Genomic DNA, 14,212 nt, shown 5'->3' with positions numbered 1-14,212 from the left:
TAAGGGCAATACGGCATTTTGCCCGAAAATTTGCCAAAATACCGACACTCTGACTGACGACTGGTGCATATACCGTGAAATATGCCGGATCTGTCGGTCATATTGACTGACCTGCCGGGGTAACCATCAACCCGCGAGGCGGGGCGACAGGGGGGGAATTCGCTATGCCGCCCATGCAGACCGGGGAAGCAGGTCGCGCGCCCGGGCTGCGCCTGCGGAAAACCTGACGCTCACGCGGCCTCTGGCTCCGGGTCTACCAGGGTCACGATATCCATCATGATCCGGTTCAGCTCGAAATCCTTCGGCGTATAGACGGCGGCGACCCCCATGGCGCGCAGCTTCACCGCGTCCTCCTCGGGGATGATGCCGCCTACGACAACCGGGACGGTGAGGCCTGCCGCCCGCATCCGCTCCATCATATCGGAGATCAGCGGGATATGGCTGCCCGAAAGGATCGAGAGGCCGACGACATGCACGTCCTGGTCGGCGGCGGCGGCGACGATCTCGGCGGGCGTCAGGCGGATACCCTCGTAATGGATCTCCATGCCGCAATCGCGGGCGCGGGCGGCGATCTGTTCCGCGCCGTTCGAGTGGCCGTCGAGGCCGGGCTTGCCCACCAGGAAGGACAATTGCCTGCCCAGCCGGGCCGAGACCGCCGAGACCGCCTCGCGGATCGGCTCCAGCCCTTCGGTGCGGTTCGAGGGGTTCTTCGACACGCCCGTCGGCCCGCGATACTGGCCGAAGGCGCGGCGGACGGTTTCGCCCCATTCGCCGGTGGTGGCACCGGCTTTGGCGGCTTTGATCGAGGGCGGCATGATATTGCGGCCCTGGGCAGCGGCTTCGCGCAACTCTTCCAGCGCCTCGCGGACGCGGGCCTCGTCGCGGGCCTCGCGCCAGGCGCGCAGGCGGTCAAGCTGATCGGCCTCGGCGGCTTCATCGATGACCATGATCGCGCCATCACCGGTGGTCAGGGGCGAGGGTTCGGTTTCGCGCCAGCGGTTCACGCCAACGACGATGGTCTCCTGGGTCTCGATCCGGGCGATCCGCTCGGCATTGGCCTCGACCAGCCGCGATTTCATATATTCGATCGAGGCGACCGCGCCGCCCATGGCGTCGATCTGCGCCAACTCGTCACGCGCGCCCTGTTTCAGCGCCTCGACCTTGCGGTCGATGGCGGGGTTCTCGTCAAAGAGGTCGTCATATTCCAGCAGGTCGGTTTCATAGGCGAGGATCTGCTGCATCCGGAGCGACCATTGCTGATCCCAGGGTCGCGGCAGGCCAAGCGCCTCATTCCAGGCCGGCAGCTGCACGGCGCGGGCGCGGGCGCGTTTCGACAGCGTCACGGCAAGCATCTCGATCAGGATGCGGTAGACATTGTTTTCCGGCTGCGGTTCGGTCAGGCCAAGCGAGTTGACCTGCACGCCATAGCGGAAACGTGAGTATTTTTCGTCAGTTATGCCATAGCGGTCGCGACAGATCTCGGTCCAGAGATCGACGAAAGCGCGCATCTTGCACATTTCGGTCACGAACCGGATGCCGGCGTTCACGAAGAAGGAAATCCGCCCGACCATCTTGGGGAAGTCCTTTTCGGCGACCTTCCCTTTCAGATCATCAAGCACCGCGCAGGCGGTGGCCAAAGCAAAGGCCAGCTCCTGTTCCGGCGTCGCGCCGGCCTCTTGCAGATGGTAGGAACAGACATTCATCGGGTTCCATTTCGGCAGATGCTGCCCGGTCCAGGCCGCGACATCGGTGATCAGCCGCAGGCTCGGCTTCGGCGGGCAGATATAGGTGCCGCGCGAGAGATATTCCTTGATGATATCGTTCTGCACCGTGCCCTGGAGCTGGGTGATATCCGCGCCCTGCTCTTCGGCCACGGCAACATACAGCGCCAGCAGCCAGGGTGCCGTCGCGTTGATCGTCATCGAGGTGTTCATCTGTTCCAGCGGGATATCTTTGAACAAGGACCGCATATCGCCCAGATGGCAGACCGGCACACCGACCTTGCCGACCTCGCCGCGCGAAAGCTCATGATCGCTGTCATAACCGGTTTGCGTCGGCAGATCGAAGGCAACCGAGAGACCCGTCTGCCCCTTGGCGAGGTTGCCGCGATAGAGCTCGTTCGAGGCGCTGGCGGTCGAATGGCCGGCATAGGTGCGAAACAGCCATGGCTTATCCTTCACCGGCTTTGCGCCTGCGATGGTCTCCGTGGGAGCTTTTGCTTCGGTCATGGTCGCCTCACCTGTCACGCGCCGTCAATTCTGCATGCGCAATAATCTTTCGCATTGATAGAGGTATCGATTATTTAATGACAATGTCAATCGCTGCAATGCGGCGCTCGCGATGCAGGTGCAAAAGAACTCCGGCGCGCTGGATTTGGCCCCGGAAAGCGCGTAATTCCCGGGCTGAAACCCTGCTTGAGATCCCAGATACGCCCGGAGGCCAGATGTTCGTCGCCACTTTGCTGACCAGCCCCGAGACCCCGATTCTGAACCGCGAAACGGTCGAGAGCCTGCGCAATGCCTGGGGGGGCGGTGATGCGCGCTGGCTGGATCCTGGCGTGGCGGCCGAGTTCCCTTTGGCCAATGTGCCGGACAATGCGGATCAGGTCTGGCGCGACCTCCAGTCGCTTCGGCTGGATCTGGCGATCCAGCCGGAGGCGGGGCGGAAGAAACAGCTGCTGATCGCCGATATGGACAGCACGATGATCCGCCAGGAATGCATCGACGAGCTGGCCGATGAGGCCGGTGTGGGGGCGCATGTCGCGGGGATCACCGCGCGGGCGATGAATGGTGAGCTGGATTTCGAGGCGGCTTTGCGCGAACGCGTGGGCCTGTTGAAAGGCCTGAAGGAAAGCGTGATTGCGGGCGTGATCCGGGACCGGATCACGCTGATGCCCGGCGGCGCGGTGCTGCTCAACACCATGAAAGCGCAGGGCGCCTATACGGCGCTGGTCTCGGGCGGGTTTACCACCTTTACCGCCGCCATTGCGGCGCGGCTCGGCTTTGATGAGAACCGCGCCAATACGCTGCTGGTTGAGGAGGGGAAGCTGACCGGCATGGTCGCCGATCCGATCCTCGGGAAAGAGGCCAAGGTGACGGCGCTGGAAGAGATCACCGCCAGGCTCGGGATCGGCGCTGATCAGGTGATCGCGGTGGGTGACGGCGCCAATGACCTGCCGATGTTGCAGCGCGCCGGCACCGGGGTCGCGCTTCACGCCAAGCCAAAGGTCCAGGCCGAGGCGAGGATCCGGGTCAATCACGGGGATCTGACGGCGCTGCTCTACCTGCAGGGCTATACGCGCGAAGAGTTCGTAGCATGATTATCCGCCGCGCTTTGCCAGCAGATGCACCCGCGATGACGGCGCTGCAAAACCTCATCATCCGCGAGGGCGGCACCACTGCCTATGAGGATGAGCGCGAGGAGGCCGATATCCTCACGCGCTATATTGCGCCGGTCGATGGCATCTGCTGCCATGTTGCCGAGCTCGAGGGCCGGGTGATCGGCTTTCAGATCGTCTCTCCCAACCCGGCGCTGCCCGCAGGCTGGGCGGAAATCGGGACATTCGTTGCCTCGGATGTCCAGGCACGCGGCATCGGCCGGGCGCTTTTCGCGGCCACAGGCGCTGCCGCCCGCGCGGCAGGCGTGGCGGTTCTGAACGCCACGATCCGCGCCGATAACCGCCCTGGCCTGGCCTATTATGCGCGGCTCGGCTTTGTGGATTACAGTGCCGATCCGGGCTGGGCGCTGAAAAGCGGCGCGGTTGTCGGGCGGGTGAGCCGGCGGCTCGACCTCTGACATGTTTGAAATCGCGACGGATCTGGCGCTTCTTCTGATGCTTGCGGCCTTTGTGGCGGGGATGATCGATTCCATCGCCGGCGGCGGCGGTCTGATCACGGTGCCCGCTTTGCTGCTGGCCGGCGTCCCGCCGATCGAGGCGCTGGCCACCAATAAGCTGCAAGGCAGCTTCGGCTCCGGCACCGCTGCGCTGACCTATGCGAAAGCAGGGCATGTGCGCCTGTCCGAGCAATTGCCGATGGCGGTGATTTCGGCCCTGGCGGCGGCGGCGGGCGCGATGGTGGCGCATCTGATTTCGGCCGATCTTTTGCAGATCATCATGCCGGTCGTGCTGATCGCAGTGGCGGGCTTTTTTGCCTTTCGCAAGGGGCTGAGCGATCAGGACCGGGTGCAGCGGATGAAGCCTGCGGTTTTTGCCATTACCATCGTGCCCGCCATCGCGGCCTATGACGGGTTCTTTGGCCCCGGGACGGGCAGCTTCTTCATGATGGGCTTCGTGCTGCTGGCCGGATATGGGGTGCTGCGGGCCACCGCCCATACCAAACTCCTGAATTTCGCGTCAAATCTTGGCTCGCTTGCGGTGTTCATACCTTCGGGGAATGTGCTCTGGCTGGTGGGGCTGGGCATGGCACTGACCCAGACGCTTGGCGCCTGGATCGGCGCGAAACTGGCCATGCGGATCGGGGCGCAGCTGATCCGGCCGCTGCTGGTCGTGACCTCGGGCGCCATGGCGTTGCGGCTGATATGGCAGATATTTTACGGCTAACCCCTCGCGCGCCCGGGTTGAGGGCGGATGCATCCGCCAGGGCGGGCCGGCGACTGTCGCAGCTGTGCGTGACCTGACGACAGGCGGCCGGATCAAAGCCTGATCGCGATTGAGCACAGGGTTCTGTCATATCGTCTCGATCCGGGGCAGTGCGGTCAAAGCCCTGCCGCGCTCTCATCTGGCCCGGCACTCCAAGAGGGTACTGACAGGCCGAGATCCGGAGGCCCTCTCACGCAGGGTCGGGATCCCTGTGATCGGAGCCCCATGTCGCGTCCTGCATCTCGCGCAGCCGGCTCGCGGTGCGTTCAAATTCAAAGGCGCCGGTGCCTTCGAGGTAAAGCCGCTCCGGCTCATCCGCCGCCGATGCGATCAGCCTCACCTTTGCCTCATACAGCGCATCCACAAGCGTCACAAAGCGCTTTGCCTCATTATAGTTCGATGCCGAGAGCTGCGGGATATCCTCGAGAATCAGCACCCGGCAGGCGCTGGCGATCGCAAGAAAATCCGCGGCCCCCAGCGGGCGGGCGCAAAGATCGTAGAAGCCCGCACGCCCGACGCCGCTGGCAAACCGCGGCAGCTCGACCTCGCGTCCATTGACCGGCAGGCGCAGCGCCATGCCCGCAGCGCCGCCGGTAAGGTCCTTCCAGATCGCATCAATCCGGCCATGATTGCTGCCGGCGGGCTGGAACCAGACCTGCGCCCCGGTCAGCCGGTGCTGGCGATAATCATTGGCGCTGACGATCTCATGGATCACCAGCTTTTCGCGCAGGATGTCGATGAACGGCAGGAAGAGCTGCCGGTTCAGCCCGTTCTTGTACAGATCCTCCGGCGGCCGGTTCGAGGTCACCACCACCACCAGCCCCGCCGCAAAGAATTTCTCGAAGAGCCGCCCGACGATCATCGCATCGGTGATATCGGTGATCTGCATCTCGTCAAAGGCCAGCAACCGCAGCTCGCGCGTGATCTTTGCCGCCACCGGCGCCAGCGCATCCTCGACGCCGGTCTTGCGCGCCTCATGCATCCCGTGATGGATTTCCTGCATGAAAGCGTGGAAATGCACGCGGCGTTTCGCCTCGATCGCCGTCATTTCGGTAAAAAGATCCATCAGCATCGACTTGCCACGCCCGACGCCGCCCCAGAGATAGAGCCCTTTCGGCGCCGCCGGAGGGGCCTTGCCGAACAGGCCCGACAGAAAGCCGCCTTTGCGCGGCGGATGGCTCTCGAGCCAGTCGCGCAGGCTCTCGAGCAGGGGTAATACATCGCGCTGTGCCGGGTCGGGGCGCAGGCTGCCATCGGCCACCCGGGCCTCGTAAATCTCGGAAAGGGTCTGTCGCATCCGCGCTTTATAGCCGGGTGGCGCCGGGGCGGGAAGCACCAGACGCGGCAGCTGGCGGGGGAAAGTGGCCGGGTGAATGCGGGCGAGTGAATTCGGATCGGCGGAGGCTGACGGGGGCATGCCGGTCCGGGAATAATAGCGAAAAATCGAATTACCCCCATTTCCAATAACCGAATCTATACCTGCTTGTCCGAGGCTGCCGGGGCAACATGTCTGACCCCGGGGGTTTATCCAATGAAACGGCTGCGTTCACTCGGCCTCGTCACCAAGCTGACCGGCCTTTCGCTTGTCATGTTCCTGCTCGTGGGGGGGCTCGGCGTCTGGCTCGCCAGTCACAAAGTTTCGCAGGTGGTTGAGGAAAGGCTGCAGACGCTGATCCTGATGGCCACGCGCATGACGGCCGAGATCACGCAGGACACTTTCGCGGGGCTCAGCTATCAGATTGATGCAAGCGGCAATGTCGCCGACGCCATCTGGGACGGGATCCCGACTTTCAGCAACCATAACATGGTCGATGAGGCGAAAAAGACCGCCGGCACGCATTTCTCGATCCTCCGCTGGGATGACGCGCGCGGCGATTTTTTCCGCGTGACCACCAGCATCTTTGACGAGGCCGGGCGCCGCTGGGTGGACTCTCCGCTGGGCCTCGATCACCCGGCCAGGCCCTATATCCTGCGGGGCGAGCGCTATATGGGCCCGGCGGTGCTTTTCGGCGAAACCTATTCGGTCAACCTGATCCCGATCCGTGATCTGAGCGGAACGGTTATCGGGATCCTGTGTAACTTTGTGCCCGAGACCGTCTTGCGCGGGGATCTGCGTTCGGCCGAGATCCAGGGGATCATCGGGGTCGGCATCGCCTCTCTGATCGGTGCCCTTATGCTGTTCCTGGCCAATCGGGGGCTGCTGCGACCGCTCGGATCGCTTTCGCAGGTGCTGGAGCGGATCCGCAGCGGTGACGCCACCGTCGAGGTGCCCGCGCTGAACCGTCAGGATGAGATCGGCACCTTTGCCCGCGGCTTTGAGGACTGGCGCCGGTCGGTGGTCGAGACCGAAGCGATGAGCGAGGAATCGACCCGTCGGGAGGCCGAGCAGAGCCGGGTCGTGCGGGATCTGTCGGATTCGCTGGCGCGGCTGTCCGGCCTGGATCTGACGGCGGCGATCTCCAATCCGGCAGAGGACCCTTTCCCGGTCCGCTACGAGGAATTACGACAGAATTTCAATGGTGTGGTCGATATGCTGGCGGAAACCATGGTGATGATCCGCCAGATTGCCAGCTCGATCGACAGCGGTGCGGCAGAGTTCAACACGATCTCGCAGGATATGTCGAACCGTACAGAAACCCAGGCCGCGACGCTGGAAGAGACCGCCGCCGCGCTGGACGAGCTGACGGCAAGCGTGCAATCGACCGCCGAGAACGCCGCCAATGCCGATACGCAAATGGCCGAGAACGGGCGTCAGGCTGAAGAAAGCGGCCAGGTTGTTCACCGCGCCATCACCGCAATGGAGCAGATCGAACAAAGCTCGCGCCAGATCACCCGCATCACCGATGTGATTGACGATATCGCGTTCCAGACCAATCTTCTGGCACTCAATGCCGGGGTCGAGGCCGCAAGGGCGGGTGAGGCAGGGAAAGGCTTTGCCGTTGTTGCGTCCGAAGTCAGGTCGCTGGCGCAGCGGGCTTCCGAATCGGCGCGCGAGATCAAGCGGCTGATCAGCCAGTCGACCGAGCAGGTCGAGGCAGGTTCTGCCCTCGTGCATGAAACAGGATCTGCGCTGAACCGGATGATCGAACGCATCCATTCGGTGACCACGCTGATCGCGGATATCGCGGCTTCGGCGCGGGAGCAGTCGCTCGGGCTTTCGGAAATCAATACCGGGGTGAAACAGCTGGACGAGGTCACGCAGCGCAATGCGGCTGTGGTGGTGCAGAGCACAACCTCTTCTGACGCTTTGCATAATGATGCGCAGAAACTGAGTGAAACGCTGCTGCGCTTTGTGGTGCCTGCCGGCAAAGAGGTGGCGAAACGGGCGCCGGACATCGGCCTCCCCACCCCCGCGCGCACGCCGGAAGGGTTCCAGCCGATCCCGATCGCCCGTACCGGCACCCATGACGGCGCGCAGCAATGGGAAGACTTCTGATCAGATGTGGCCCCCGGTCAGTTCCCGGGGGGGATGCCACGACATCTGCTCCTGGGGATCCCGGGGGGCAGGCGGAGCGGCATCTGCCCCTGCGGCGGCTGACTGTCCGTGACCGGGATCAGGTCGTCGGACAGTCGTTGCCCCAAGCGACACCCGTCACAGAGAGACCCAGTAAAGCGACCTGCCATCGGAGAAGGATCGCTTGCCGGATCGGGAGGGACAGTCAGCGCGCGGAGCGATCCCAGCCCGGCAGCCATTCTATCATCGCACAGCCCGCAAACCGCGCGAGCCGTTCCATCTCGGCCTGAAGACGCGCCTTTCGCCCGGTTCCGGTCCGGATCCCGGCCTCAGGCCAGAACCCTGCGACCCGCAGGCACCCGCTGGAGCGATGGGCCTTCACATCCATCCGGCCGATGATCCGGTCCCCCTCCAGGACCGGAAAAACGTAATAGCCATATTGCCGCTTTTCTTCCGGCACATAGATTTCAATGCGGTAGAAGAAACCAAAGAGGAACTCTGCGCGTTTGCGATCCCGCAGGACAGGGTCAAAGGGCGAGAGGATCCTGATCCGCCCCGGAGGTTCGGGCGGGCTTTCGATCAGGGTGTCTGGCCAGAGCAAGACGTCGCGGCTTTGTCCCTCCCAGCCCTCGATCTGCGCCCTTGCGACCTCGCCCCGGCGCAGTGCCGTCGCGCACCAGCCCTGGGCCTCTGCCGGGCTGATGGCCTTCCAATAGGCGGCAAGCTCGCCGCTGGTCGCAAAGCCAAGCCTGTCCAGCGCCGAACGGCAGGCCCAGTCCACCGTTTCTTCCCGGTCGGGCCTGTGATGATGGAGCGCGGCAGGTATGACCCGTTCCGCCAGATCATAGACTTTGCGAAAGGCGTCGCGACGGGCAATCGCCAATGCGCCGGACTGCCAGAGATATTCGAGCGCTGCCTTGGACGGATGCCAGTCCCACCAGCTGCCCTTTTCGCGCGGCGTATCTTGGGTGAAATCCGAAGAACTGACGGGCCCGTGGTCCGAGACATGTTGCAAGATGCGGTCGAATTCGGCTTCGAAACCGGGTTTTTGCCAGCCGGTCCAGCGCTTTACCAATGTCCGCCGGTTCTCGTCGAAACGGTGATGCCAATGCGGGAAGATCGAGACCGGCAGGATCGAGGCGTCATGGGTCCAGTGTTCCCACAAAAGCCGGTCACGCTCGATCAGCGGCTTCATCCCATCCGGCCGGTAACTTTGCCGCCGCGCGTAAAGGATCATGTCATGCGCCCGCCCGACCGTGGCGATGCTGTCGATCTGGACAAAGCCGATGCGGTCGATCAGGGCCGCAAGGGCGGCGCCACCGGCCGGGCCGGTTGGCGCCTCGGCAAGCGCATGGCGGTCGAGAAAAATCCGGCGGGCGGCCTGATTGGAAATCACGGGCTGCGACATATCACAGGCGTAGCAGGCCGCAGCCAGAGGTCAAGCGGCGCGCCCGGGACAAAGGCCGGGCAGGGGCCCGGCCTTTGGAAAGAATGTATGGCGAAAGGCGCCCGACCCCGGGGGTTGCACGCCCCGGGGCCGAAACGGCTTCAGCGTGCGGCAAGCAGTTCCGGCACCGAGAGCAGGATGAATTCATTATCCGCCGCGCGCCCGATCTCACGCCCGCCAGAGAAGGGCAGGTTATTGTCATTGGCGACCAGGATATGGGTCTCATCCACCCGCGCCACATCCTCGATGGTGAAGAAGGGGAAGGTGAAAGGCCCCTCTGCCGGTTTCAGACCAGCCAGTGCCTTACCGTCCGGATCCTGGATATCCATCAGGTCGATATGGCCGATGCGTTTGATAAACCCATCAGCGTCAGTCGAGGCAGTGTCGACCAGCACGATATTCTTCACCCGCGCCGGCTGCGGGTAGCAGCTTGCCATATCCGTGGCACCCTCGGCACAGGCCAGCGCGGCGTCGCCTTCGCCATTGTCGCGCTCGATCACCAAAGCGCGGGTCCCGTCGATAAAGTTGAAATCGCCGATCGCCTTCGCGCCTTCTGCCAGGCGGAATTTGAAGCTGTCGCCGGTCCAGTCGGCCTTGGCGGTGTCAAAGGTGAAGACGCGCAGGAAATCGCCCTCGATCTCGCCGCCCTCGATCAGCAGCGGCTTTTCCAGCATGCCCCACAGCAGATTGCTGCCGGGCTGCAGCCCCATACCTTCATAGCCGCCCGAGCGCTGGACGCGGTAATCGGTGCCGGGCACGGCAGGAACCACGGTGCCGGGCGTGTCGGGGCCGGTCAGGGCCAGGCCGTCCATCATGGTCTGATGTACCGATTTCACCACGCCATCGAGGCCGACGCGCAGGATGAAGGGGCCGAATTCCTCACCGATCCAGATCTCGTCATTCAGGTACTGGATCGATTCCGGGTCGAAATCCGCACCGGTCAGATAGCGGCTTTCCGTGCCCTCATTCGCAATGCGGAAGGGGACGACATGGCCCGGATCCTTCAGGAACACCGTCTCCAGCCGTTCGACCCTGCCAGAGGTGAAATCGGGCGCCAGGCGGTGGACCATCAGCATCGCATCGGGGGAATTCAGCTTGGAGCCGAACCCGTTATCGGTCAGCGTGAGCCAGCTGCCATCTTCCGCGCGGTTCATCGCAAAGCCCGACAAGCCCTGCACCGGCTGGCCGATAAAGGGCAGCGAAATGCCGGTCGGATGCGCGCCGTAGGCCTTGCCCACGTCCCCCATCACGCTCATCGGCGCCTCGTTGCGGGTCTTGCCGGTGAATTTTCCCGAGACCCAGAGGTCACGCGGCGCGTCGGCCGGTGGGGTCACCATGGTAAAGGCCGGCAGGAAGGCATGGCCGGCCAGTCTGACCGGGAATTTCTCTTCCGCCAGGGCAGGCAGGGCGATGAGGCCGGTCAGGGCAGTGGTCAAAGCAAGGGTGAGGCCGGGGCGCATGGGCGAACTCCTGTCGTCGCGTTTCATGGCGGGACAGGTAGCGGCGCTTTCTGACAGTCAGGTCTCAGCCCTGCGACATTACGGTTGCAATATCGCAGAGAGTACGGATTTCTCAGGCGCCTGCGGTTTCCGCCGCGATCTGCGCACGGGATTTGCGCGCGCGTTCGGTCGCGGATTTCAGCTGACCGCAGGCCGCCATGATATCCTCGCCACGCGGGGTGCGGATCGGCGAGGCATAGCCGGCCTTGTAGATGATATCGGCGAAAGCCTCGATCCGTTCCCAGTCCGAGCGTTCATAGGGCGAGCCGGGCCATTCATTGAAGGGGATCAGGTTGATCTTGGCGGGGATGCCCTGGATCAGCTTCACCAGACGGCGCGCATCAGCGTCAGAGTCGTTCACGCCCTTGAGCATCACATATTCAAAGGTGATGCGTTCCGAATTCGACAGGCGCGGATAGTCGCGCAGCGCGCCCAGGAGCGTCGCGAGGTTCCATTTCTTGTTGATCGGCACCAGCTTGTCACGCACCTCATCGGTGGTGGCGTGGAAGCTGATCGCGAGCTGACAGCCGATTTCCTCGGCGCAGCGCGCAATCTCGGGCACCACGCCCGAGGTGGAAAGCGTGATGCGGCGGCGCCCCAAAGCGATGCCTTCGTCGTCCCGCACGATCAGCATCGCGTCACGGACGGCGTCGAAATTATAGAGCGGCTCGCCCATGCCCATCAGGACGATATTCGACAAAAGGCGCTCGCCGGTCGAGCCCTGGCCCGGTTCCGGCCATTCGCCCAGGTCGTCACGTGCCAGCATGACCTGGCCGACGATCTCGCCCGCCGTCAGGTTGCGCACCAGTTTCTGCGTGCCGGTATGGCAGAAGGAACAGGTCAGTGTGCAGCCGACCTGGCTCGACACGCAAAGCGTGCCGCGGCCTTCCTCGGGGATATAGACCGCCTCGACCTCATGGCCACCGGCGATGCGCAGAAGGTATTTGCGGGTGCCATCGGCCGAGACCTGGCGCGTCACGATCTCGGGCAGCGCGATCTCGAATTTCGCGGACAAGAGTGCGCGGTAGTCTTTGGCGAGATTGGTCATCAGTGCGAAATCGCGCACGCCCCAATAGTAAACCCATTGCCAGACCTGGCCGACCCGCATCTTCGCCTGTTTCTCGGGTGTGCCGGCAGCGATCAGCGCGTCTTTCAGCTGGGCGCGGGTCAGGCCGACGAGATTGACCTTGTCCGTCTCCGGCAGTTTGCGCGGAATCGTCATCACATCCTGCGTGATCGGGGCATCAACTGCGCGGGCGGGGGTGAGGTCGTTCATCTGGCAGATCCTTCAGGATAGAGCCTTGCTACAGGCGATCTGGCTATTGTCAGGGCGCGCTATACGCGATTGGCCCCAAATATGAAAGCGGCGAAAATGAAAGCGCCCCGCCGGGGGGCGGAGCGCGGAATATTTGCCGGTGATGCGGCTTATTTGCAGCGCGCCGCCGCATCATCCATCGCGGCCGAGAAGCCGCGCAGGCTGAATTTGTCGCGGGTCTGGGTGCCACGGCCCGAACGCGCCGAGACCACCGCATCGGCACCGCCACGCAGCGCTCGGATCAGGGTGGCATCGTCTTCGGCTGAACCCGACCAGGCCCATTCGCCATCCGAGAACAGATTAAAGGTCGAACTGCCGACGGCGACCGTCACGGTCGAGCCGTTGGCAAAGGGGTAGCCACCGGTGAATGACACTTGCGGCGCGACGCCCGGACGGTAGGTCACGAAAAGCAGAACGTCACCACGCCGCACTGAAACCGGCTGGCCATCCTTGGTATTGACGGATTCCCGCGGCTTCGAGACGCCCCAGCATTCTTTCGGATTGCCGTCCACAAAGACGTTCCAGTCCGTCATTGATGTGACGAGATTGGTCGATTCCTGAGCCGATGCCGCGAAGGGGGCGGCCAGGATGATTGCGCAGACGCCAATGGCGCGACGAAGGGCGATAGTCATATGTCTGACGCAGCCTCCAAGCTGTCTCTTGCCTCTGTTTACGCCTTGCCTCAGTCTTGCGGCCGTTCTGATAGGGGCCATTCTGATCTGGCAGGCGCTTTCTGAACCCGATATTGCAGAAATACTTAAAAATGGCAGGGGGTAAAAGCCCTCTGCGCAGAAAATCGCACATCTGTGAGGGACGGAATGGCGCGGAAAACAGGAAGTGACGGTCGCAGGGTCGATAGCGGAGCCGCTCCGCTGGCGGAACTCTGGCGCGGTGGCGTGTTGGAAAGCACCCATCTGGGGCATGCGGTGATCTGCGATGCCAAGGGGATCATCGAGGCCTGGGGGAACCCGTCGGCGGTGATTTTTCCCCGCTCGTCGTGCAAGATGATCCAGGCGCTGCCTTTGATCGAGACCGGCGCGGCAGCGGAGCGCAGGCTGGGGAGCGAGCATCTGGCACTTGCCTGCGCGAGCCATGAGGGCGCGCATCTGCATGTGTCAAAAACCGGGCGCTGGCTGGCGGATCTGGACCTTACCGAGCCGGATCTGCGCTGCGGCGCGCATGAACCCGCCGACCGCGAGGAGCGCAACCGGCTGATCCGCGACGGAGAGGCGCCCTGCCAGCTGCACAACAATTGTTCGGGCAAACATTGCGGTTTCCTGACCGTGGTGCAGCATCAGGGCTGGGGTCCCGACTATCACGAGATCGACCATCCTTTGCAGCGTGCGATCCGCGAGGCGACCTCCGAGGTCGCGGGCGAGGAGATCTCGGGCTGGGGGATTGATGGCTGCTCGGCACCGAATTTCGCGCTGAGCCTGGAAGGGCTTGGCCGCGCGATGGCCGGTTTTGCCAATGCGAAACCCGGGCAGGGCGCCAGGGCCGAAGCGATGGTTGCACTGCGCGAGGCGATGATGGCGCATCCCGAACTGGTCGCGGGCGAAGGCCGCGCCTGTACCGGGCTGATGCGGGCCGCGAGGGGCCGCGCGGCGGTGAAGACCGGTGCCGAAGGGGTGTTTATCGGCATCCTGCCGGAACGCGGCATCGGCATCGCGATCAAGGCCGTCGACGGCAATCACCGCGCCTCAGAAGCGGCGATCGCGGCGCTTCTGGTGCGGCTGGGCGTGGTCGAGGCGGGCGATCCGCAGGTGTCGCGCTGGCTCAATCCGGTGCTGAAGAACTGGCGCGGGCTGGTGACCGGTGAGGTTCGGGCCGCCGCCGGGCTGGTCTGACCCCGGCCTGGGGGGCACCTCCTGAGGCGCGGCCTGAGGAGGTGTGGTCT

General features: G+C 63.7%; 11 protein-coding genes. 5 read left to right on the top strand and 6 right to left on the bottom strand.

The window, feature by feature from the left end; translation table 11 throughout:
* Window positions 1-230: 230 nt before the first annotated feature.
* The gene (locus JC607_RS06080; RefSeq protein WP_198836056.1) at window positions 231-2,228 is read right to left on the bottom strand and encodes a protein meaA; all 1,998 of its coding nucleotides are present in this window, start codon (window positions 2,226-2,228) and stop codon (window positions 231-233) included.
* Window positions 2,229-2,443: 215 nt separating this feature from the next.
* Between JC607_RS06080 and serB the strand changes: the two genes are divergently transcribed.
* From serB to JC607_RS06065, 3 genes are read left to right on the top strand one after another with little or no spacing between them, the layout of a single operon-like run.
* Window positions 2,444-3,319: a phosphoserine phosphatase SerB gene (serB, locus tag JC607_RS06075; protein WP_198836055.1), complete on the top strand. Its 876-nt coding sequence runs from the start codon at window positions 2,444-2,446 to the stop codon at window positions 3,317-3,319.
* On the top strand, window positions 3,316-3,795 hold the full coding sequence (locus JC607_RS06070) for a GNAT family N-acetyltransferase (protein WP_198836054.1): 480 nt from the start codon (window positions 3,316-3,318) through the stop codon (window positions 3,793-3,795). Before serB ends, JC607_RS06070 begins: the two co-directional genes overlap by 4 nt.
* A 1-nt stretch (window position 3,796) precedes the next feature.
* The gene (locus tag JC607_RS06065; protein ID WP_198836053.1) at window positions 3,797-4,561 is read left to right on the top strand and encodes a TSUP family transporter; all 765 of its coding nucleotides are present in this window, start codon (window positions 3,797-3,799) and stop codon (window positions 4,559-4,561) included.
* A gap of 229 nt (window positions 4,562-4,790) precedes the next feature.
* On the opposite strand, the gene zapE is transcribed toward JC607_RS06065, so the two are convergent.
* Entirely contained in the window at window positions 4,791-5,897 is a 1,107-nt protein-coding gene (zapE, locus tag JC607_RS06060) for a cell division protein ZapE (protein ID WP_198836052.1), read from the bottom strand.
* 234 nt (window positions 5,898-6,131) lie between these two features.
* Between zapE and JC607_RS06055 the strand changes: the two genes are divergently transcribed.
* Complete coding sequence (locus tag JC607_RS06055; protein ID WP_198836051.1) at window positions 6,132-8,036, top strand: methyl-accepting chemotaxis protein; 1,905 nt, start codon at window positions 6,132-6,134, stop codon at window positions 8,034-8,036.
* A gap of 223 nt (window positions 8,037-8,259) precedes the next feature.
* On the opposite strand, the gene JC607_RS06050 is transcribed toward JC607_RS06055, so the two are convergent.
* From JC607_RS06050 to JC607_RS06035, 4 genes are all read right to left on the bottom strand, one after another.
* A complete protein-coding gene (locus JC607_RS06050; RefSeq protein WP_198836050.1) occupies window positions 8,260-9,462 on the bottom strand; it encodes a winged helix-turn-helix domain-containing protein in 1,203 nt (400 codons plus the stop codon).
* A 140-nt stretch (window positions 9,463-9,602) separates the two neighbouring features.
* The gene (locus JC607_RS06045; RefSeq protein WP_198836049.1) at window positions 9,603-10,961 is read right to left on the bottom strand and encodes an esterase-like activity of phytase family protein; all 1,359 of its coding nucleotides are present in this window, start codon (window positions 10,959-10,961) and stop codon (window positions 9,603-9,605) included.
* A gap of 112 nt (window positions 10,962-11,073) precedes the next feature.
* Window positions 11,074-12,276 carry a 23S rRNA (adenine(2503)-C(2))-methyltransferase RlmN gene (rlmN, locus tag JC607_RS06040; protein ID WP_198836048.1) on the bottom strand — a complete coding sequence of 401 codons (1,203 nt, stop codon included), beginning with the start codon at window positions 12,274-12,276 and terminating at the stop codon, window positions 11,074-11,076.
* A gap of 149 nt (window positions 12,277-12,425) precedes the next feature.
* Entirely contained in the window at window positions 12,426-12,947 is a 522-nt protein-coding gene (locus tag JC607_RS06035; RefSeq protein WP_198836047.1) for an invasion associated locus B family protein, read from the bottom strand.
* Between the two features lie 186 nt (window positions 12,948-13,133).
* On the opposite strand from JC607_RS06035, the gene JC607_RS06030 reads away from it, so the two are divergent.
* Window positions 13,134-14,162 carry an asparaginase gene (locus JC607_RS06030; RefSeq protein WP_198836046.1) on the top strand — a complete coding sequence of 343 codons (1,029 nt, stop codon included), beginning with the start codon at window positions 13,134-13,136 and terminating at the stop codon, window positions 14,160-14,162.
* The last annotated feature ends 50 nt before the right edge of the window (window positions 14,163-14,212 follow it).

The organism is Paracoccus sp. IB05, assembly GCF_016405985.1.
GTDB lineage: Bacteria > Pseudomonadota > Alphaproteobacteria > Rhodobacterales > Rhodobacteraceae > Pseudogemmobacter.
Note: the sequence above shows the minus strand (reverse complement) of the source record. Positions and strands in the feature narration are given on the sequence as shown.